Raw genomic sequence first — 20,347 nt, 5'->3', positions numbered from 1 at the left:
CGGAGTTTGTTAAAGAATCAAAAAGGAAATGGGGACAAGGGGCAGCCTGCTCCTAGGGTCGAGCCAAGGTTTCGTTGTTTCGCCAGGCCCTGCGGGATAGGGTCTCCAGGTCGAGCTGGGAGGTTGTGATGGAGCTACAGATCCCCACCAGTGTTAGCAGCGACGGTCAGCAGCCCTATCCGGATCCCGATCGGATCCCTCGGCGACCCCCCGAGCAGTTGCGAGATCGGCTGATCGTCTCCGGCCTGCGCTACTACGGTTATACCGGTTTTGATGAGGCGGAACGGGCTTTGGGGCAATGGTTTGAGGTGGATTTCGAGTTGTGGGCGGATCTGCGCCCGGCTGCTCTCAGCGGCCAACTGTGTGATAGCCTCGACTACCGTTCTGCAGTGGCCGGGATTGCGGAACTGGTGAAAAGCAATCAGTTTGTGCTGATCGAGAGCTTGGCGGAGGCGATTGCCGAAATGGTGCTGCGGGAGACAGGGGCCAGCAAAGCTAAGATCCGATTGACCAAGTGTCATCCCCCGATCCCGGAGCTGACGGGGCGGGTTACTGTGGAGATTGTTCGTCCCTAGAACTTCTCTTAACCCTTTCCTACCGACCCTGTGCTTGCTCTAGAACTTGCTTCTCGTACCTCTGAGGACTGGATCGAACAGGCTACCCGGCACATCGATCTGGTCTTGCTAGACCACGCCAATTGTGAGAAAAAAGCAGCGGGCAACGCCCTCAGCTTGCTGTTTCGCTACCCGGCTAATGGGCGTTTGGTGGAAACCCTCTCGCCGCTGGCGCGGGAGGAGCTGCAGCATTTTGAGCGGGTGCATCGCCACCTGCAACGGTTGGGGATCCCCATCAAGCCCTTGTCGGCTGCGCCCTATGCCGGTCGTCTGAACCAACACCTGCGCCGCTCCGAGCCGGAGCATCTGTTGGATACCCTGCTGGTGACAGCCATCATTGAGGCCCGCAGCCACGAGCGCTTGGGCCTGCTCGGGATCCACGCGCCTGACCTGGAGTTGCGGCAGTTTTACCTGTGGCTGGCGGCTGCGGAGGAGCGCCATTGGCAGCTTTATTTGGATTTGGCCTTGGATCAGTTCCCTGCCGATCAGGTGCAGGAGCGTCTCGATACTCTACTCCAGGTGGAAGCCGAGATCTTATCCACCCTTCACCCCGACCCCCGTGTTCACAGCTAGCCCCACTCCGTTCTCCCCCCGCGGTGCAGCTCCCATGTTCCAAGCGACGCGGCAGTGGTTGGCCTTCTGGTATACAACGGTTACGGCAGTGTTGCTGCTGTTGTTTGCCGGCAGCTTCTATTGGTACGTGCAGTCAACCCTGATCGAGCGGGTGGACGATACCCTTGGCCATGTGGTGGAAATTGTCGAGCGGTCTTTGGTGGTGGATGAGAGCCTCTTGGATCCGCAGCAAGCCCGCCGCAGCTTGGAGGCCAGCTTTCGGGATGATCCCAGCACCCTAGAGGACGATCACATCGACTTGGAGTGGTTCGGCCCTCAAGGAACGCTCATCTGGTCCACGGTGCCCGGCGGGATCCCTGCCCCCCTGTTGACCGAGGGATCCCTGCACACTGCCCGCATCGCTCCTGGGTATTGGCTGCGTCAGTTCACCGAGCCGATCGTGGCCGGTGGGAAGCTGCTGGGCTATCTGCGGGTCAGCCATCCTTGGTTTGAGGTGAGCAAGCCAACGCGACAGTTGATCCGGGATCTTTCCCTCTGGGTGGTGGCCGGCTTGACGAGTGTGGGAGCCATCGGCTGGATGCTCTCCGGTTTGGCCATGCAACCCATCCGGCAGTCTTATCAGCAGCTCAAGCAATTTACCGCCGACGCCTCTCACGAGCTGCGCAGCCCCTTGGCCAGCATTCAAACCGCGGTACAGGTGGCTTTGGCGGATTCCCAATTGGATGCCGACACCCGGCAGCGCTGGCAGATGGTGGAGCGGTTGTGTTTACGGCTGGGTCGTCTGGTGGATGACCTGCTGTTTCTGGCCCGCCACGACAGCGGTATGGTGCCTTTCCAACCCCGTTGCTGTGCGCTGGATGCTCTGCTGCTGCAGGTGGTGGAAGAGCTGCAGGGCTTGGCCAACCAAAAGCAGATCCGCTTGCAGCTGGATATTGCTGCCCCTGAGAGCGGGACGGAACCTTCTCCCGCCCAGGTGGATCCCTTTGGCTTTTGGGGAGATGAAGATCAATTGGCCCGCCTGTTTACCAACTTGATCGAAAATGCCCTTCTCCACACTCCCCCCCAAGGAGAGGTGCAGGTGAGGCTGGAGCAGCGGCTGCGCTCTGGATCCCCAGAGCTGGTGGTGCGGGTACAAGATACCGGGCCAGGGATCCCGCCTCAGGCTCTGCCCCATGTGTTCGATCGCTTTTATCGAGCAGATCCGGCTCGCAGCGGGGATCCCGGTCGCCTCTCAGGGTCAGGTTTGGGGCTGGCGATCGTCAAAAGCATTGCCCAACAGCATCAAGGTCAGGTGCAGGTGGAGAGTAAGCTGGGCCAGGGATCCAGCTTTGAAGTTATTTTGCCCCAGCGGCAGTTGGAAATCTGTACCCCAGAGAGGGTCTGAAAGTGCTCTGGAAAACAGACAGTCCTCAGTCAATATGCTAGCTTTAAGCCGAAAATTGACTTGGTTTTTATTCAGAACCGTATTGGCCCGGTTGAACTGAATTTCTGGGTGTCAAAGACCTTCTCTTAACCTTTGCTTTCCAGATTTAAGAATCTCTCTTTTTCCCCGATAAAACAGCAGAGATGGGATCAGCTCCCAGGCTCTTGCCCTTCTCAGCCGGCTGCTGAGCTGTTGATTGGGTGATGAGTGAGTGCAGTCCGCCCGCGCAGCCCCACAATTTCCCATTGAATCCTGTGCCAGGAAAACGTTATGTATCGCTTCCAGGTTCGTGCCATCACCCAGCCGGGCGAGAGAATTGCCTTGGTGGGATCCAGCGCAAAATTGGGCTCCTGGGATCCCTGCCATTGCATTTGGCTGCAGACGGATCCGACTCGCTATCCGCTGTGGTGGGTAGAGTTGCCGTTGAGCCCGGCAGATGGCGCGCCCGGCCCGCTGTTACCCTACAGTGGATGTTTAAAAGAAACTCCTCGAGTGGAGTACCGATATCTGCGCGTGCAAGCCGGTGGCGAAGTGATTTGGGAATCCACCGCTGTCAATCGCTGGGTGCCCCTTGAACCAGAACCTTTACCGGCAGTTTTGATTGTCGAGGATGGAGAGTTTGGCCGGATCCCTGCCTATCCTTACGGCTATTTTGCCGATCCCATTCCTGAGGTCGAACCGGAAAATCCGCAAGGGCTAAAAGTCGTCATTTTGGGCAGCTCCGTTGCCCTGGGGTGCAGCGCTTGGCTGTTGCGAGGTTGGGCTTGGCTGTTGCAGAAAGCTCTACAAGAGCGCTATGGCCATCAAGTGCGAAATCTCTCCCAATTGGGGGCCAATGTCAGCCGAACTCTGTTGCGGTTTGAGCAGGCGGTGATCCCTGAACGTCCTGATGTCGTTATTGTTGCCCTGTCCTTGGGAAATGAAGGCTTGGTATCGGCCTTGCCCCAGCATCGCCGCGCCCTGCAGAGGCGGTTTGAAAACGGCCTACAGCGGCTAATTCAGCGAATTCAAGACATTGGAGCCTTGCCAGTTCTGGGAGGGGTTTATCCCCATGCAAACTACGGCCCAGAACAGCATCTTCTTTTGCAAGAAACTCAGCAAAGAATGCTCAGCTGGGGATGCCCTGTGTTCAATTGGCTGCCTCATTTGGAAGATGGACAGGGCCGCTGGAAACCAGACCTTGCTTTTGACCCAGCTCACCCCAATTCCAAGGGTCATCAGGTCATGTTTGAGGCCATCGATCTCTCTCTTTTGGATCCCGGCCAAGTTAGTTCAGCTCGTAGAAAGCTTGCTCAACCCGTTGGAGAACGGGTCGTTTTTGCAGATGAGCATGGTTTTTGGGTGACTGCAGAAACAGGCAAAAACCAATTTCGCATCGTGAATATAACTCCCTACCCTTACACCATCACGCCCACTTGGCAACCTTTGCAAGCCGCTTTCCAAAAAGCAGGTCTACAGCCGGGTCTGTATATTGGCAAAAGCGATGAAAGGCTAGGGGATGCTACCTCATATTCCCTTTCCGTACAAGAAGATGGTTCGGTGCAAACCACCCTCTCCGTTCCTGCAGATGCCGATCTGGTCTTCTCCCCAATAGCTCAGTTCTTTTCCTCGGAATCAGTAGAAACGATCTTCGAGGATGGATCGTTGATCCTTCTCAAGCTCAGTGGATCCTCAGAAGGCTCTTCTAATCCCATGCCTCGCCTGTGCGTGATCAACCAGAGCAATCACGAGTACAACATCCACCCCATGTGGAAGGAAGTGCGGGCTGCTCTCAAAGCCATGCCGATGGGTGTTTACGAAGATCCGAGCCACCGGGAAGCTCTCTTCCGCACCTTGATGATCGGGGAAGGCGGCCTCGAAAGCCGGGTAAAGGCTGCTCCCGAATCGGTCATGCTGCTGGAATACACCTGCAAATTATCGGATATTCATCGTGTTGCCATTGTGCCGTTAGGGGATCGCTGCGCGGTGCGAATGCTGCTCTACAAGTTGGAATATGACGGGCCTGCCTTTCCTTTTGATTTGACACGCACCAGCAATTTGGCCGATGTGGCCGATATGATCCACAACGAGTTTCAGGGCATGTGGGATCCGCAATATTTACACTACAGCCCTGAAGATAGGCGAATTTACCACAGCAAGTGGACGGGCCTCTCTTTTGGCCATGAAGTGGAAGAGGGGGAAGATCCACTTCAGAATATGGATCCCATCCATGAGCGAATGCGAACTCGCTACACTGCTCGCGCCAAGCGTTTTATGTATGTTTTGGAAAAAGCCGATAAAGTCTTGTTTGTGCGAACAGGGGGTTGCCGGCGAGAGGCCGTTGTTGACTTAATGGATAAGCTGGCGGCTAAGCGCAGGGGCAAACCTTTTCTGTTGCTGATTGTTTCTCCTCAGTCTTCTGATGAGTTTGCCGGGATCCCCAATGTTATCCATTATGAGATGGAGTTAAATCCCGATCGCATGTGTGCAGATCCTGAGCATTGGAAGTACTGCACAGGGGTAATGAGAGATATTCTCCATTCTTTGGGGGTCTCTACCCGAAATCTTTTCTGGTGCCCTCCACAACTGTAGCCGTTCCAAGGTTTCACTGCAATTCGAAAGAATGATCGCTGCTGCCCAAACGCTCCGCGCCGCTTCCGCGACCACCCCCAACTCTTCTCCCAAAGGGACTCTGAGGTGTTCAACTCCAGAAAGCTGATGATCGGACTCGAACCGACGACCTGCTCATTACGAGTGAGCTGCTCTACCAACTGAGCTACATCAGCAGGGCTTTGAAGTGAGGACTGGATAGGAGAATCCGCAGACCCACCGGTGGGCCTATCGATTCTAACTCATCCTTGCCTTGCTCGGGATCCCCAGCGCCATAGCCCCAAAGATAGCCCCAACGTCAGCCACGCCAGCCAATCCCCCGCGCGATTGTAGAAAGTTGTCTCAGAACGCCGCTTCACTTCTCCCGTAATCACCCCCCGCTGAAAGATGGGGCCAACCTGCTGGAGCCGACCTGAGGGATCCACCACCAGATTGCCGCCTGTGTTATTGACAAACACCACGCCCCGCCGATTTTCCACAGCCCGGAAAACCGAGAGCTGGCCATGCAACATCGGCCAGTGGCTATTACCAAACCAGCTATCATCCGAAATCACGATCAAAGACTCGGCGCCGCGACGGGTTAAAGTTCGGCTGGGCGCAGGCAAGACGCTCTCCAAGCAGATCATCACCCCCAAAGGCCCGAAAAGCTCCCCTCCGTCCAGAGGCCGATAGCCATCGGGTGAAGGCACGTAGCGCCCCGACTCGAAATAGGGAAAGATCCACTGCTTGCCAAACCCATCCAGTAAGTTGCCCCGGGCGTCAAACAACAGGGCCGTGTTAAAAAATCGCTGCTCTGGCTCCGGCAAATGGGCTGTGCGGGGATCCGGCTCTGTTGCCCCCGTAATCAAAGCGCCTTCCGGTGGCAGAATCGCTTGCATCGGCTCGATCACGTAGGGTTCCAGGCCAGTATTCAGCAGCCGTGCCCGCAGCGCCCCCTCCGGCCAAACCACCAACTGTGCCCCAGCAGCCACCCCCTGGGCAGAAAGCTGATGCAGCTCCCGGTAGCGCTCCATGCGGTAGTCCCAACTGCGATCGGCTTCCAGCCAAGCCACCTGCTGCACTGCCCCCACCCGAAAGCCGGGATCCCTGTTTTCGACGGCCAAGGCATCGAAGTAAGCCAGGCGCACGCTTCCATAAGCCAAGACCAGCCCCGTCAACCCCAGGCCGCAGGCAAGCGTACTCCAGAAATCTCTGTTCTTGAGCATCTCACCCAAAGCGTTTCTCAGGGATCCCCTAGCCGTCTGCCACCGGCTAGAAATCTGCCTGGCCATCTGCCAAAGAACCCCATTGACGAACACGGCATAGAAGGTAACCCCCCAGATCCCCGTAACATCGGCTACTTGGATCCCGAGGGGCCAGTCGAACAACAGGGATCCCCAGTGGAAAGGGATGGGCCACCAGAGCAAGCCCAACAGCCCATCCAAGCCCGTCCAGACCGTGGCCAAACCCAGCGGACGTGCCCAAACCGGCAGGGGACGACTCAGTTGCAAACTCAGGAGCGTAGCAGTGGTGAAAAAGAGGGGGATCAGGGGAGCCACCACCACGCCCCCCAGGATCTCCCAGGCGCTCAACACCTTAACCGAGAAGGGATCCACCCAGAAGGCATACAGGCAAACCCAAAACCAGAGGCCATAGGCCAAACGCCACCGCGCCCACCCTTGCCGTTGCTCGCACAGGCCAAACAGCAGGGCTAAGCCCAGCAGCGCTCCCGGAAACCAGTGCCACCAGCGGTTGGGGGATCCCAGACAGAGCAGCAGGATGGCCAAACCCATCAGCCAGCGGGATCCCTCGCCTGGGTTTCTCTTTTGGGGCAGATCCTGCCGTTGAGTTGAAGATTTCAGTTCCAGCTTCATCACCTCAATAAAGTTCAGCCTATTCGGGAAACCCCACGTAATGCCCCAGGATCAACACGCCCTTGCCGGCAGGTCTTTTCCAGAGTAGCGCTCTCGCAGCAGCCGGGAATATCTCCTGGAGCACAGAACTCCTACTGCTTGAATCTAAAGCTGTGTTAACATTTTGCATAACTTCAGGGGGCTGGCGCCTTCCGGCTTGGGTTGGGGATCCCGTCAGCGGTGCGCGGCACTATGGGCAAGGTTTTGGTTTTGAATGCCTCCTACGAGCCGCTCAACATCACCAGTTGGCGCAGAGCGGTCGTTCTATTGCTTAAGGGCAAGGCCGAGCAAATCGAGCACAATGGCCGAGTGGTGTACGGCAACATTCCCTTGCCCACTGTCATTCGTCTGCGCCACTATGTCCACGTTCCCCACAAGGAGATCCCGCTTACGCGCCGCAACGTCCTCTACCGGGATGGGCATCGTTGTCAGTACTGCGGCTGCTTCGGCGAAGATCTCACCCTGGATCACGTGATCCCTCGGTCTCGTGGCGGCGGGGATACTTGGGAAAATGTGGTCAGTGCCTGTGTGCGTTGCAACGTGAAAAAAGGGAACCGCACCCCCCGCGAAGCCGGTATGCCCCTGCTGCGCCAACCCCGCCGTCCCCACAGCACCCTCTACTTTGAAATCTCCAAAGCCGTCGGCAGTGGTTCCCACCGAGAATGGTCTAAGTACACCATCGGCCTAGAAGGGGATCCCCAGGGGGAATCGTTGGACGACCCAAGCTAGACTGGCCGCCTAAGGATGGAGTTCTGATGCAGGGGCAGCTTTGGAAATGGGGGGAGAAGTGGTGGCCGGGATTCCTGTCTCGATCCACTGGTGGATCAGGGCATTGACCTGTTCTGGACGCTCATCGTGGGGGCAGTGGCCAGCCTCCAGGAAGTATTCCATCGCTTGAGGGTAGTGGGCCCGGTAGAGCTTAGAGCGTTCCCGCGCCCGCATCCAGGGATCCCGCTCTCCCCAGATCAACAACAGCGGGCGCACCAGGCTGCGCAGCAGCTCATCTACATAGCGTCCCTTCTGGCCGCCTCGCATCAAGGCCACAAACACATCGGCAGCACCCGGATCCTGGGTGGGGCGATGAATGTCCTCGACCAGCTGATCGGTCACGGCTGCCGGGTCGTAGTAAACCTGCTTCAGCTTGGCTCGGATCACGTGCGGCTGCCGCAAATACTGAAACAGCAGGTAAGACACCAGGCGCTGGCGCAGGCCCCAGCCCACCAATCCGCCTATCCATTGCCGCCATCCGGTCGGGGATCCCTTGAGCGTGGAAAACCCACCTGCCCCATTCAAAAGCACCACGCCCCGCACCCACTCCGGCCACTCCGCCGCAAAACTGAGCACCACATAGCCGCCCAGGGAGTTGCCGATCCCCACCACAGGCCGACGGATTACCTGTTGGCAAAAGTCCCGCAGTTGATCCCGCCAGATTTCGGTGCGGTAGTCCCAGTTGGGCTTGGCAGAGCGACCGAAACCCAGCAAATCAATGGCATACACCTGATAATGTTGAGCCAATTCGGGAATGTTCTTGCGCCAGTGGTCGGTAGAGGCCCCAAAGCCGTGTACCAGAAGCAGAGGCTGCCCCTGCTCACCCTGTTTGACGTAATGAACTGACTGCCCTCGCCAGATCCACCGCGCCGAAATGGGAGTGGCCGATACCGATGTCGAAGCCATAGGAGTTGCTTGTAAGCCTTTCTTAATTCTAGGTTCTTTGCAGCTACTCCGGGGGGAAGCCCACCCTCTACGGGCAACGTAAGAGCAGTGGGCCTGTTAGACATAACCTCTGCTTTTTAGGCTTTGTATCACCAGGTCAATACATTCGGAGATGCTTTGCTCGGCAGTTTTGCACACCACCTCCGGCTGTTCCGGCGGCTCGTAGGGATCGTCGATGCCGGTAAAGTTCTGGATTAAGCCTGCCCGCGCCTTTCGATAGAGGCCCTTCACATCCCGGCGTTCGCACACCTCCAAAGGGGCATCCACAAAGACCTCGATGAAGCTGCCAATATATCGCCGTACCTCCTGCCGCACCGCCCGATAAGGGGAAATAGCCGACACCAGCACAATCACCCCGTGCCGAGTCAGCATCTCCGCCACAAAGCCGATGCGGCGAATGTTCTCCTCCCGATCCACTTTGCTGAAGCCCAGACCCTTGGTGAGATGTTGCCGCACCAGGTCCCCATCGAGCACTTCCACCGGCAGCCCCCAAGCGCGCAACTGCTGGGCCACGCCGCAGCTCAGGGTGGTTTTGCCCGCCCCGCTCAATCCCGTAAACCAGACCGTTACCCCCCGCCGCGACATCGGTTCGTAGAGATCCCTGAATCTTTGGCCCCGCCAGAATATCATCTCCAAAGCAGGGTGGTACACTCGAAACACGGCTTGCGTCAGCCCCAAAGCGCTCCGCGCCGCCAACACGACAGCAATCTTTTACCGGCCATGTCTCCTCTAACTTCGCCTCTTGCCAGTGCCCCCTCGGGATCCCCGACAACTGCCGAGCTGTTTGCCGAGCATGTGATGGCCACCTATGGGCGCTATCCCCTGACCTTGGTGCGCGGGCAGGGGTGTCGAGTTTGGGATGAGCAGGGGCGGGAGTACCTGGATTTTGTGGCCGGCATTGCTACCTGTACTCTGGGGCATGCCCACCCGGTGTGGATTCAGGCGCTCACCGAGCAGGCGCAACAGTTGCATCATGTTTCCAACCTTTACTACAACCAGCCGCAGGCGCAACTGGCCCAATGGCTGACCCAGCACTCCTGTGCCGACAAGGTGTTTTTCTGCAACTCAGGGGCGGAAGCCAATGAGGGAGCCATTAAGCTGGCTCGCAAGTATGCCCACACGGTGCGCGGGATCCAAGATCCGATGATCCTCACCGCCCATGCCAGCTTCCATGGCCGCACCCTGGCCACCATTACCGCCACCGGCCAGCCCAAATACCAAAAAGACTTTGCCCCTCTGGTGCCCGGCTTTGATTACGTTCCCTACAACGACATCGAGGGCACAGCAGCGGTGTTGGAGCGCTGGGGCGAGCGGGTGTGTGCCGTGCTGTTGGAGCCGTTGCAGGGGGAAGGGGGGGTTGTGCCGGGGGATCCCGCCTATTTTCAATGGTTGCGCCGGATCTGCAGCGAGCGGGGCATTCTGCTGATTTTGGATGAGGTGCAGGTGGGCATGGGCCGTACTGGTATGCTGTGGGGCCACTGTAACCTGGGGGTGGAGCCGGATGTGTTCACCTTGGCCAAGGGCCTGGCCGGTGGGATCCCCATCGGGGCCTTGTTGGCGAAAGACTTTTGCGCCGTGTTTCAGCCGGGGGATCACGCCAGCACCTTTGGGGGCAACCCCTTGGCTTGTGCGGTGGGCCTGGCGGTTTGCCGCACGCTAATGTCGGAGAGTTTGGTTTGGAATGCCCAGCAGACAGGGGTGTATCTGCGTCAGGGGCTGTCCCGCTTGGCGGAGCAGTTTCCGCAGCTCGTTGAGCAAGTGCGGGGCTGGGGCCTGATTCAGGGCTTGGTGGTGCGCATCCCGGCGGCTGAAGTGGTCAAGGCAGCCATGGACTGCGGGCTGTTGTTGGTGCCGGCAGGATCCCAGGTGGTGCGCTTTGTGCCCCCCTTGATCGTCACCCCGGCAGAAATTGACGCGGCTCTAGCGATGTTGGCATCGGCTTTGCAAAGGTTGGCCGCCTCCCTTGGCCATTCCGGGGCAGCCTAGCCTCGCCAGACTTGCCGCAGAAATGCCTGCAACTGCTGTCGGGCAGGTAGCTCGTGGGGAGCGGGATCCCTTGCCTGCTCCAAAAGGGGCAACACCTCCTCCGCATAGGCCGGGACAAAGCCGGCAGCAGGCCAGAGCAAATCCGAGGTGGCCCGCAGGTTGAAGACTTGGGATCCCTGCCTGAGCAAGAGAGGTCGCACCCAGAGCAATGCTGGGGATCCCGCCGCAAGATTGTGGAGAGAAGCCTGAATCAGCTCCACATAGAGGGTGGCTTGCGGCCCTGGCAGGGCGAGGATGGGACGGGGTGAGGGGGGAGCGCTGCCCACTTCCGCCGAGGCGGGCAAAGGGCGCCCCAGCAGACGCAGGCCCTCAACAGAGTCACACTGGGCGGGCAAACAAGGCAACAGGGGCATGCAATCGTTAACTGAAGACGATATGGACTGTACTGATCCTAATCGATGGCCTCCTTACTTTTCTTTGGCAGGCGGGTTGGCCGGGGATCCCGTCTTTGCGGGCATTTCGTGAACCCGATTTTGTGGCATGGTGCTAGGTAGCTTTCTGATCAAACTTGAACGGATCCCGCCATGATGCACACTTTTGTCCCGCCCCACCGCTTTTTCCCCTACCTGACCTGGACGGAGATCCAGGCCATGCCCGACAAAGAGAACGTGGTGATCATTCAGCCGGTTGCCTCAATCGAGCAACATGGGCCCCACCTGCCCCTGGTGGTGGATGCCTGCATCGGCACGGCGATCATTGGGCGCGCCATGGAGAAGCTGGAGCCTGAGATCCCGGCCTATGTTTTGCCCACCCAATGTTACGGCAAAGCCAACGAGCATTGGCATTTCCCCGGCACCATTACCCTCTCGGCTCAAACCCTGATGGCAGTGCTGACAGAAGTGGCAGAGAGCATCTACCGAGCTGGGTTTCGCAAGCTGGTGTTCCTCAATTCCCACGGTGGCCAGCCACAGGTCCTGGAGATTGTTGCCCGCGATCTGCACCAGAAGTATGAAGATTTCATGCTGTTTCCGGTGTCGGTCTGGCGCGTTCCCCACGAAGGACGAGAGCTGTTTACCGAGAAAGAACGGGAATTGGGCATTCACGCCGGCGATGGGGAGACCAGTATGCTGATGCACCTTTTGCCGGACACGGTGCGAACCGACCGATTGGTCTGCGAATATCCCCACGATCTGCCGGAAAACAGCCTGCTCAGCATGGAAGGGCGGATCCCTTTCGCTTGGGCAACTCGCGATCTCACCCAGAGCGGAGTTTTGGGCGATGCCACCGCCGCCACGCCGGAGAAAGGCAAAGTTTTGGTGGAGTCCATGTCTGACGGCTGGGTGCAGCTGATCCGAGATCTGCACCGGTTCCAGCAGCCCAAGGCTTGGCGCAAAGCCCCGCTGCTGGTCTAGGGATCCAGGCAAAGGTCTGTGGTTCATTGCCCTATAGACCTACGGCCTGCTTTGTGAAAGGCTTTCGCCAAAACTGGCTGGCCATTGAAACCATTAGGATTGAAGAGAAGAGATGAACTCCCCCATCTCATTTTTGCTAAGGGGTGATAGAGCTACGCTTCGCCAGTGCGACCAATGACCCTTTCCTTAAAACCGGCCACCCAACCCATCCTTGAGCGCCACAGCGCCACCTGGCAAGACTACGTGGCCATCCGCGACCATCCCGCTGTGGATTGGCAGAAACTTTCCTTTTATCAGGGCTGGTTGTGGGTCAACATGGGCAAAGAAGGGCCAGAGCATGCCTCCGTCAGCGATTTCATCACCATCGTCTTTGGTTTTTGGGCCTTTCTCCACCCCGATGTCCCCTTGCAGTCTTGTGGTCGCTGTCTGATCGAACGCCCCGAGACCCATGCCTGCGCCCCCGATCTGGTGCTCTACAAAGGCGATAACATCCCCAAGTACCAGCCCGGTGAACCGCGGCGGATTGATCTGCGCTACCAACGGGCGCCTGACTTGGTGGGCGAAATTGCCGATACTACCCTCAGCATTGATCTGGATGAGCAAAAGCAACTTTACGCCAGCTTGGGTATTCCCGAGTATTGGGTGATAGACGTCAAAGGGCGCCGCGTCTTTGCCTTTGGGCTAGCTGAGGGGGGCCAGTATCGGGCCATTGCCCAGTCACAGGTGCTCTCAGGTCTGAAGATAGACCTTCTCGAGCAAGCCCTGGAGCGGCTGGCCGAGGAGACCAACACCGCTGCTGCCAACTGGCTCCTCCAACAGTTGCAAAGCCGGGCTTAAGAACCAAGATTGATATGACTGTCATCTCCCTAAAAACCTCAACCCCCCCTATCCTCGAGCGCCACAGCGCCACCTGGCAGGACTACGTGGCTATCCGCGACCATCCCGCTGTGGATTGGCAGAAACTTTCCTTTTATCAGGGCTGGTTGTGGGTCAACATGGGCAAAGAAGGGCCAGAGCATGCCTCCGTCAGCGATTTCATGACGGCAATTTTTTTCGCATGGACCTTTCTCCACCCCGATGTCCCCTTGCAGTCTTATGGTCGCTGTCTGATCGAACGCCCCGAGACCCATGCTTGTGCCCCCGATCTGGTGCTCTACAAAGGCGATAACATCCCCAAGTACCAGTCCGGTGAACCGCGGCGGATTGATCTGCGCTACCAACGAGCGCCTGACTTGGTGGGCGAAATTGCCGATACTACCCTCAGCATTGACCTGGATGAGCAAAAGCAACTTTACGCCAGCTTGGGTATTCCCGAGTATTGGGTGATAGACGTCAAAGGGCGCCGCGTCTTTGCCTTTGGGCTAGCTGAGGGGGGGCGTTATAGGGCAATCTCCCAGTCACAGGTGCTGACAGGCTTAGAAATGCTGACAGGCTTAGAAATAGCTCTTCTTGAACAAGCCCTGGAACGACTTGCCACCCAAACCAACACTGCTGCTGCTAGCTGGCTCATCCAACAGTTACAAGGCCATGCTTGAGGCTGCCACTGATGAAGATTCCAGTCGAAGAACTAGGGATAAACCTTGATTTCGATTCAAACTAGGGCACTACACCCACACCCAAAACATTGGTCGCGTCAGCGTTGCGGAGCAATAATGCACGCGGCCAAAGTCTTTTCTCAATGGCCCAGGCATCTCACTCTAACCTGCAACGACTACAACTCCGAACAAAAAACTGCCAGCTTTTAGCCATGCCCTAGAAGCAGATCTTATTCAGCTTCTACTGGCTTTCTACTAGCTTCACGGAGCGGGGGCGAGTTTGATAACAAGGTGACGGTTTTTGTCCACCGCAATCCAGCCCTGCTGGCGAAAACGGTTCAGGAGACGGGTAATGGTGACCCGGGTGGTGCCGATGGCATTGGCCAAGTCCTGGTGGGTAAGGCGCACCTGAATGCGAACCCCTGTCGCAACTGGGGATCCCAGCTCCCCAGCCAAAAGGGAGAGCAACTGGCGCAGCCGATCCTCCACCCGCCGCCGTCCGGCCAAGGCGAGCAATGCTTCGGTTTGGCGCAGCCGACGCACCACCTGCTTGAGCAGCCCTTGACTCAGGATCTCTGAGGCTTCCACTTCTGCTGCCGGCAGCCGCAGCACATCAACTGCCGTCAAAGCCGTGGCTTGGTAGGGATCCAACATCGTCAGCGGGGATCCCAGGGGCATGGAAGGGCCGGCAAACCCCAACAGCGCCTCACCACCGTTGGGATAGAGGGTGGTCAACTGCACCACCCCCCGACAGACGATCACCCATTCATCAGGAAACAAAGGGATAACCTGGCCGGGAGTGTAGGGGGATAAACTGCGGCTGCGGTAGAGGTCTTCCAGCAGTTGGCGCTCCCGTGTGGACAGGCCGGCAGCAAAATGGCTAGGCATCGCTTCAGGCATAGGCTGGCTCCGCTAAGAAAACTGGGCGCACCAGTCGTTGGGCTCCCCCTTGCAAACCAACAGCAATGGGCTGGCCGTCAATGCTGAGGTTGGGGCATGAGATAAGTGTTCCCGACAACACCTTAGCGCTTGCCTCCCAGTCTGAAGTAAAGGCAAGGTTATGTCCAGGTTAAGTGTGGCTGCCCCGAGAGAATAAAGACAAAAGGGGAACCAGGCAAAGCTGCAGGGATCCTAATCCGCTAGGATCGAAACCAGGGTGCTCCGCACCGTCGACGCGAAAGTGCTCAAGCTTTCAGGAGATCTGTCGTGACGCTGATGGTTCGTGTGATTACCCCCGACCGCACGGTTTGGGATGCCCCCAGCGAGGAAGTGATCCTCCCTGCCACTTCGGGCCAATTGGGCATTCTCACCGGGCACGCCCCCCTCTTAACTGCTATCGGCAATGGCGTTATGCGGGTCAAAGCCGATGGAAAGTGGTCGGCCATTGCGGTCATGGGCGGATTTGCAGAAGTCGAAAACAACGAGGTAACCGTCCTGGTTAACCGAGCCGAGCGGGGCGAAACAGTGGATAAGGCGGCGGCTCAGGCCCTCTTGGATGAAGCCAGCAAAGTTTTGAATACCAGCAGCGACAAGCAAGAGCGCTTGCAGGCCAAGTTGGATCAACAGCGGGCCAGGGCCTTGATCCAAGCTGCCGAGATGGGCAGTAAGACCTGAGGGATCTCTTGAAGCTGACTCTGTCCCGATGCAGGATCTCCAGATATAGCCCAAGCTGCAGGGAAGAGGGGGAGGTGAGGCGCAGCCAGATGGCCATTCTCCATCTTCCGAGATTGGCTTTGTTAGGCTGGAGGAATCCACAAAAGATCCAGTTGAAGGCATGTTGAATCCTGCTGCTGTCCAGGACTTGTCTGCTAGCCTGAAGATCGGCCAGGTGGCTCTAGCAGCCGGCTTGCCTGTACGCACGGTGCGCTACTACGAATCGATAGGCCTGCTGAAGCCAACGGTGGAACGGGCGGAGTCCAGCTATCGGCTGTTCGACCCTTCGGTTTTGGTTCGTCTGGCCTTTATCCGCCGCTGCCAGAGCCTGGGCCTGAGCTTAGAAGAAATCCGCCAAATCCTGGATGTCCACGACCGAGGGGAGCAGCCTTGTCCAGAAATTCGCCAGCATCTGCAAGGCAAGCTGCAGGAGATTGAACAGCGAATTGCCGATCTGCAAGCGCTGAAAAGCCAAATTCAAGGTCTCCTCTCCGATTGGCAGATCCCCCCTGCGGCTGCTGATGAAAAAGAGGTGATCTGCCCGATTTTGCAAAAACCAGGGGCCGGCGGTGGCAAGAGCGACAGCCGTTACTCCACTGTTACCGACTTAGCCAAGTTGCGCGGCTGATCCACATCGGCTCCGCGGCGCAAAGCCATGGCGTAGGCGAACAACTGCAGGGGGATCACGTTCAGAACCGCCGACAACAGGGGTGTTGTGCTGGGCACCTCGATGATGTGGTCGGCTTTCTCCCGCACCTGGGTGTCTTCGGGGTTGATGAGGGCGATCACCCGTCCCCCCCGCGCCCGCACCTGTTCGATGTTGGAGAGCATTTTTTCGTAGACGGGATCCCGGGTGGCAATGCACACCACCGGCACCCGCTCGTCGATGAGGGCAATAGGGCCATGCTTCATCTCCCCTGCCGGGTAGCCTTCGGCGTGGATATAGCTCACCTCTTTCATCTTCAAAGCTCCTTCCAGGGCAATCGGGGCGTTAACCCAGCGGCCCAGATAGAGCATGTTGGCAACATGATGGTACTGCTCCGCCAGTTGGTCGTAGAGGGCGGCGTCCTTCAGCATCAGGCTGATCTTGCCCGGCAGCTCAATCAAGGCTTGCAGGTGGGCTTGGATCTGGGCCGGGCTGAGGATCCCTTTGGCCTGGGCCAGTTGCAAGGCCAGCAAGTACCCTGCCACCAACATGCCGGTAAACACTTTGGTGGAAGCCACGGCAATCTCCGGCCCGGCATGGATGTAGAGGACTCCAGCATCCGCCAGGCGGCTGGCCTGGGATCCGATGGCGTTGACAATCGCCAGGGTCGGGATCCCTTGGGTGCGGGCCTCGCTCATGGCTGCCAGCGTATCGACGGTTTCTCCCGACTGGGTTAAGGCCAGCAACAGGTGGTTGGGGCGCAACACCGGCTGGCGGTAGCGAAACTCAGAGGCATAGTCCACCTCTACAGGGGTACGGGCCAAGCTCTCGATGAAGTACTTGAGCACCCAGCAGGCGTGCCAGGCAGTACCACAGGCTACAGCGTGGATGTGCTCGATGTGGGCCAGTTGCCCCTCAGAAAGCGCTAGCCCCTCCAGCGTCACCCGGCCCTGTTCCAGATCCACCCGCCCCCGCAGCGTATCGGTGGTGGTGCGGGGCTGCTCAAAGATCTCCTTCTGCATGAAGTGCTTGTAGCCTCCCTTGGCGGCTGAGACGGGATCCCAGGCCACGGTGATGCTGGATTTGCGCAGCTCCTCGCCGGTAATGCGCAAGTAGCGCACTTGAGACTCCGTGAGAACCGCCATTTCCCCATCTTCTAAGAACACCACCTTGCGGGTATGGCGGACAATGGCAGGCAGATCGGAGGCGACGAAGTTTTCCCCTTCTCCCTCTCCCACCACCACGGCTCCGGCATTGCCCAAACGGGCTGCGATCAGCCGATCCGGCGCCTCCCGATCCAGAGCCACTACGGCGTTTCCTCCCCGCAGTTGCCCCATGACCTGGCCAAAGGCCGCCTCAAAGGAGCCCAGCTCTTCTGTATAGAGGCCGAGCAGTTGGGCGATCACTTCCGTATCGGTTTGGGAGCGGAATGGGATCCCCCGCTCCAAGAGGCGCTCCTTCAGCTCCAGGTAGTTTTCCACAATGCCGTTTTGGATCACCACAATGCGCCCGCGCTCGTCGCAGTGGGGGTGAGCATTTTCTTCGGTCACGCCGCCGTGGGTGGCCCAGCGGGTATGTCCGATCCCTACCTTGGCGGTGGGCATGTTGGCGGTGAGCTTCACCAGCAGGTTGTGCAGCTTGCCGGTGGCGCGAACAATCCTCAATCCCTCTTCGGGATCCACTGTGGCAATGCCGGCAGAATCATAGCCCCGATACTCCAAGGTGCGCAGGCCCTCCAACAGGATGGGGGCAGCCCACTGAAAACCCACGTAGCCGACAATGCCACACATTCCTCACACCTCAACCTCAGTCGCATCAGCGTTGCGTAGCAATACAGGCAACACCTTATCCGCAAAGCCTACCCCAGCTTCGGGATCCCTTCAACGGCTTTGGCCGACGTTGTTCACCTCAGCGGGTTGCCAATTTATGGGGAAGTCTGCGGCTGCCATCCTTGGGATCCAGAGACAATCCCCTGGGCAAAAGAGACGGGCGCAAAACGAAAGTGATACCCTTCGGCCACCGCGGGCTGGATCCCATCTTCCCCAGGGACGCTGGAGACCAAGTTGCTCAGCCCCAATACCAACTCTCGAATGCCGCGGCGAAACTGGGGATCCCCGGTCAGCTCGTCGATGTCGGCGGTAATTTTTTGCATATTCTGAAAGGTGATGCGGGCGGAATCGAGGGTTTGGCGCAGAGTAGCTAAAGTGCCCGGATCGTTGAGGCTGGCGGCAATCTGCTGCAGATCTTCGGTAGCTTGGGCCACGTTCTCCGCAGCCGCTCGCACCTCGGCCAGGATCTGGCGCACATCGGCCTGGAGTTGCGGATCGGTAACCAGCGGGCGCACCGCGCTCGACATGGCCTGGAGATCGGCGCTCACCTGCTGAATGTTCTCCAGGACGGCGTTAAGGGAAGTGCGGTTTTGATCCACCAGGGCGGTGAATTGATCGGCAGCCGCTTGCAAACTGCGGGCAGTTCCCCTCACAGCCCCAGCCGCGTCTTGGATGGCCGTGGCAGCCGTGGTGAATTGCAACAAGTCCAGATCTTCGGTGCGAATAGCCGCTACCTGCTCTTCCACGGTTTCTGAGAGATCGGCCACGCTATTGGCAACGCGGGTGAGCCCTTCTAGGGTGGCGTTAAGGGTGTCGAAGAGCTCATCGTCGTTGATCCGTGTGAGCAACTGATCCAGCCGGATCAATAACTGGCCAAAATCCACTCCAGGTTTGCCCTCCACCACATCCCCATCGCAGATGATTTGACTGCTGTCGCAATCCGCTGCCAGAGGGGATCCCGTTGCCGCCTGACCCCTCCCCTGGGGCAGGATGTCCATCACCGTTTCCCCCACCAACCCCGTCTGTTTGGTTACAAACAGGGCGTTGCGGGGAATAGCCAAAGGCTGGTCAATGGCCACCTGCACCTCCACTTGATTGGGTTGAGGCGTGATACGCTCCACCCGACCTACGGTTACCCCCCGCAGCCGCACGCTGGATCCCTCGGCCAGCCCGGCCACGTTGGTATAGGTGACGGTAAATTGAAAGCCGCGACTGCCGAAGCGCAGGTTGTAGATCCACAAAAACAGGCCGGCAAAGCCCAGCGCCCCCGCCAGGATCAACAGGCCCACTGCCCCTTCTCGCACTGCTCGCGAACGCATCACACCTGCCCCGCCACTTGAATCGGCCCTTCTACGCTACCGCTGAAAAACTGCCGCACAAAGGGGTTATCGCACGTTTCAATCTGCTGCACGGATCCCTCCCACTGCACCCGCCCCTGAGCCAACAGGACAATGCGGTCGGTGGCGCGGTAAATGGTGCTGTGCTGGTGGGTCACCACAATGTAGCTCTCACAGGCTTTTTTCACCTGCTGCAGCTCCCGGATGAGATCTTCAATTACCGTGGAGGCAATGGGATCCAAGCCCGCTGTGGGCTCGTCGTACAGCAGCAATTGGGGCTCATCCTGGGGCAGAGAAGGATCCTCCATAATGGCGCGGGCGAAGCTGGCCCGTTTGCGCATCCCCCCCGAGAGTTCTTCTGGCAGGTTGTGCTCTTTGCCCGCCAGTCCCACCGCCTCCAGCTTGGCGGCCACCAATTCCCGAATGCGGGAGCGGGGCAACTGCGAGTGCTCGTAGAGCAAAAACCCCACGTTTTCTTCCACCGTCAGGGAGTCGAAGAGGGCGGCCTGCTGAAACACCATCCCTACTCGCAAAGGGGGAGTTGCATGATGGGCTTGAATCTCCGGGAGCGGGATCCCGCACCAGAGCACTTCTCCAGCGTCTGGCTCCGTTAGGCCGGCGATGATGCGCAGCAGCGTCGATTTCCCGGTGCCCGAAGGCCCCACCAGGCCCAGGGCCTCACCCCGGTACACCTTCAGATCCACGTGGTCAAGCACCACCGTCGAGCCGAAGCGCTTGGAAACTTGGCGCAGCTCCACCAAGGGGGCAGTGCTCTGCACTGCTGGCATGCTCAGAACCTCCGCCCTCGCCAAAGGCTGGAGCCTATTTTCCGCGGCCTGCTGCTCCTTTGGGCTGTCTATGCTGCTTCTGAAGCACTTGACCAATGATTTCAAGCAAAACTGGGGGCTCAGGATGCTTCCCTCCTTGAGTCGGCTTCACTGCTAGTTTAGGAGTCGGCAGGGGCCAAGGCAATGAAGCAGCCCACAGCCCTATCAAGGCAGATCAGGGATCCCTGGCGATAGGCCCAAGCCGTACCTGATACATTCACGCTGAACTCTCCTGAACATGGTTCAGGAAAGAAGCGATCGCATCCTGCCTATCTCTGTTCGCGTCAGCGGGACGGAGTCCAAACAGGAAGGCGGTAT

19 protein-coding genes and 1 tRNA gene are annotated in these 20,347 nt (G+C 58.4%); 11 read left to right on the top strand and 9 right to left on the bottom strand.

Going from position 1 to position 20,347, the window contains the following annotated elements; translation table 11 throughout:
- The first annotated feature begins 128 nt into the window (after window positions 1-128).
- The 4 genes from folB (at window position 129) to NW842_RS10750 (ending at window position 5,181) form a co-directional block, all read left to right on the top strand.
- Window positions 129-575 (top strand): dihydroneopterin aldolase, encoded by a 447-nt coding sequence (folB, locus tag NW842_RS10765; RefSeq protein WP_414357851.1) that lies wholly within the window; start codon window positions 129-131, stop codon window positions 573-575.
- Between the two features lie 30 nt (window positions 576-605).
- Entirely contained in the window at window positions 606-1,187 is a 582-nt protein-coding gene (locus NW842_RS10760) for a tRNA-(ms[2]io[6]A)-hydroxylase (RefSeq protein WP_414418014.1), read from the top strand.
- A gap of 34 nt (window positions 1,188-1,221) precedes the next feature.
- On the top strand, window positions 1,222-2,571 hold the full coding sequence (locus NW842_RS10755; protein ID WP_414418013.1) for a sensor histidine kinase: 1,350 nt from the start codon (window positions 1,222-1,224) through the stop codon (window positions 2,569-2,571).
- 309 nt (window positions 2,572-2,880) lie between these two features.
- Complete coding sequence (locus tag NW842_RS10750) at window positions 2,881-5,181, top strand: DUF1796 family putative cysteine peptidase (RefSeq protein WP_414418012.1); 2,301 nt, start codon at window positions 2,881-2,883, stop codon at window positions 5,179-5,181.
- Window positions 5,182-5,302: 121 nt separating this feature from the next.
- Here NW842_RS10750 and NW842_RS10745 read toward each other — a convergent pair.
- A tRNA-Thr gene (locus NW842_RS10745) sits at window positions 5,303-5,375 on the bottom strand.
- A 66-nt stretch (window positions 5,376-5,441) separates the two neighbouring features.
- Window positions 5,442-7,052: a nitrilase-related carbon-nitrogen hydrolase gene (locus NW842_RS10740; RefSeq protein WP_414418011.1), complete on the bottom strand. Its 1,611-nt coding sequence runs from the start codon at window positions 7,050-7,052 to the stop codon at window positions 5,442-5,444.
- Between the two features lie 231 nt (window positions 7,053-7,283).
- Here NW842_RS10740 and NW842_RS10735 point away from each other — a divergent pair, with 231 nt between their 5' ends.
- Window positions 7,284-7,820, top strand: coding sequence for an HNH endonuclease (locus NW842_RS10735; protein ID WP_414355844.1), 537 nt, complete (start codon window positions 7,284-7,286; stop codon window positions 7,818-7,820).
- A gap of 9 nt (window positions 7,821-7,829) precedes the next feature.
- Here the strand turns inward: NW842_RS10735 and NW842_RS10730 are convergent, their stop codons facing one another.
- Both NW842_RS10730 and cysC read right to left on the bottom strand, forming a co-directional pair.
- On the bottom strand, window positions 7,830-8,765 hold the full coding sequence (locus NW842_RS10730; RefSeq protein WP_414355845.1) for an alpha/beta fold hydrolase: 936 nt from the start codon (window positions 8,763-8,765) through the stop codon (window positions 7,830-7,832).
- 96 nt (window positions 8,766-8,861) lie between these two features.
- Window positions 8,862-9,389, bottom strand: coding sequence for an adenylyl-sulfate kinase (cysC, locus tag NW842_RS10725; protein ID WP_414355885.1), 528 nt, complete (start codon window positions 9,387-9,389; stop codon window positions 8,862-8,864).
- A gap of 135 nt (window positions 9,390-9,524) precedes the next feature.
- Here cysC and NW842_RS10720 point away from each other — a divergent pair, with 135 nt between their 5' ends.
- Complete coding sequence (locus NW842_RS10720; protein WP_414418010.1) at window positions 9,525-10,790, top strand: aspartate aminotransferase family protein; 1,266 nt, start codon at window positions 9,525-9,527, stop codon at window positions 10,788-10,790.
- Here the strand turns inward: NW842_RS10720 and NW842_RS10715 are convergent.
- Window positions 10,787-11,203, bottom strand: coding sequence for a hypothetical protein (locus tag NW842_RS10715; RefSeq protein ID WP_414418009.1), 417 nt, complete (start codon window positions 11,201-11,203; stop codon window positions 10,787-10,789). The two genes, NW842_RS10720 and NW842_RS10715, sit on opposite strands and share 4 nt — an antisense overlap.
- Before the next feature lie 174 nt (window positions 11,204-11,377).
- Here NW842_RS10715 and NW842_RS10710 point away from each other — a divergent pair, with 174 nt between their 5' ends.
- The 3 genes from NW842_RS10710 to NW842_RS10700 all read left to right on the top strand — a co-directional run bounded on the left by NW842_RS10710 (window position 11,378) and on the right by NW842_RS10700 (window position 13,737).
- Window positions 11,378-12,202: a creatininase family protein gene (locus tag NW842_RS10710; RefSeq protein ID WP_414418016.1), complete on the top strand. Its 825-nt coding sequence runs from the start codon at window positions 11,378-11,380 to the stop codon at window positions 12,200-12,202.
- Window positions 12,203-12,376: 174 nt separating this feature from the next.
- Window positions 12,377-13,039, top strand: coding sequence for a Uma2 family endonuclease (locus NW842_RS10705; protein WP_414355848.1), 663 nt, complete (start codon window positions 12,377-12,379; stop codon window positions 13,037-13,039).
- A gap of 14 nt (window positions 13,040-13,053) precedes the next feature.
- The gene (locus NW842_RS10700; RefSeq protein ID WP_414355849.1) at window positions 13,054-13,737 is read left to right on the top strand and encodes a Uma2 family endonuclease; all 684 of its coding nucleotides are present in this window, start codon (window positions 13,054-13,056) and stop codon (window positions 13,735-13,737) included.
- A gap of 261 nt (window positions 13,738-13,998) precedes the next feature.
- On the opposite strand, the gene NW842_RS10695 is transcribed toward NW842_RS10700, so the two are convergent.
- Entirely contained in the window at window positions 13,999-14,637 is a 639-nt protein-coding gene (locus NW842_RS10695) for a Crp/Fnr family transcriptional regulator (protein WP_414355850.1), read from the bottom strand.
- A gap of 306 nt (window positions 14,638-14,943) precedes the next feature.
- On the opposite strand from NW842_RS10695, the gene atpC reads away from it, so the two are divergent.
- Window positions 14,944-15,351 carry an ATP synthase F1 subunit epsilon gene (gene atpC / locus NW842_RS10690; RefSeq protein ID WP_414355851.1) on the top strand — a complete coding sequence of 136 codons (408 nt, stop codon included), beginning with the start codon at window positions 14,944-14,946 and terminating at the stop codon, window positions 15,349-15,351.
- A gap of 160 nt (window positions 15,352-15,511) precedes the next feature.
- Window positions 15,512-16,018, top strand: coding sequence for a heavy metal-responsive transcriptional regulator (locus NW842_RS10685; RefSeq protein WP_414355852.1), 507 nt, complete (start codon window positions 15,512-15,514; stop codon window positions 16,016-16,018).
- Here the strand turns inward: NW842_RS10685 and glmS are convergent.
- The 3 genes from glmS to NW842_RS10670 form a co-directional block, all read right to left on the bottom strand.
- Window positions 15,979-17,826 carry a glutamine--fructose-6-phosphate transaminase (isomerizing) gene (glmS, locus tag NW842_RS10680; RefSeq protein WP_414418008.1) on the bottom strand — a complete coding sequence of 616 codons (1,848 nt, stop codon included), beginning with the start codon at window positions 17,824-17,826 and terminating at the stop codon, window positions 15,979-15,981. The genes NW842_RS10685 and glmS overlap by 40 nt on opposite strands.
- A 134-nt stretch (window positions 17,827-17,960) precedes the next feature.
- Window positions 17,961-19,184 carry an MlaD family protein gene (locus NW842_RS10675; protein ID WP_414418007.1) on the bottom strand — a complete coding sequence of 408 codons (1,224 nt, stop codon included), beginning with the start codon at window positions 19,182-19,184 and terminating at the stop codon, window positions 17,961-17,963.
- Entirely contained in the window at window positions 19,184-19,990 is an 807-nt protein-coding gene (locus tag NW842_RS10670) for an ABC transporter ATP-binding protein (RefSeq protein ID WP_414417147.1), read from the bottom strand. Before NW842_RS10670 ends, NW842_RS10675 begins: the two co-directional genes overlap by 1 nt.
- Window positions 19,991-20,347: the final 357 nt, after the last annotated feature.

The organism is Synechococcus sp. R55.4 (assembly GCF_047461935.1).
Lineage (GTDB): Bacteria > Cyanobacteriota > Cyanobacteriia > Thermostichales > Thermostichaceae > Thermostichus.
The sequence above is the reverse complement of the archived record's forward strand: the minus strand, read 5'-3'. Positions and strand labels throughout refer to the sequence as shown.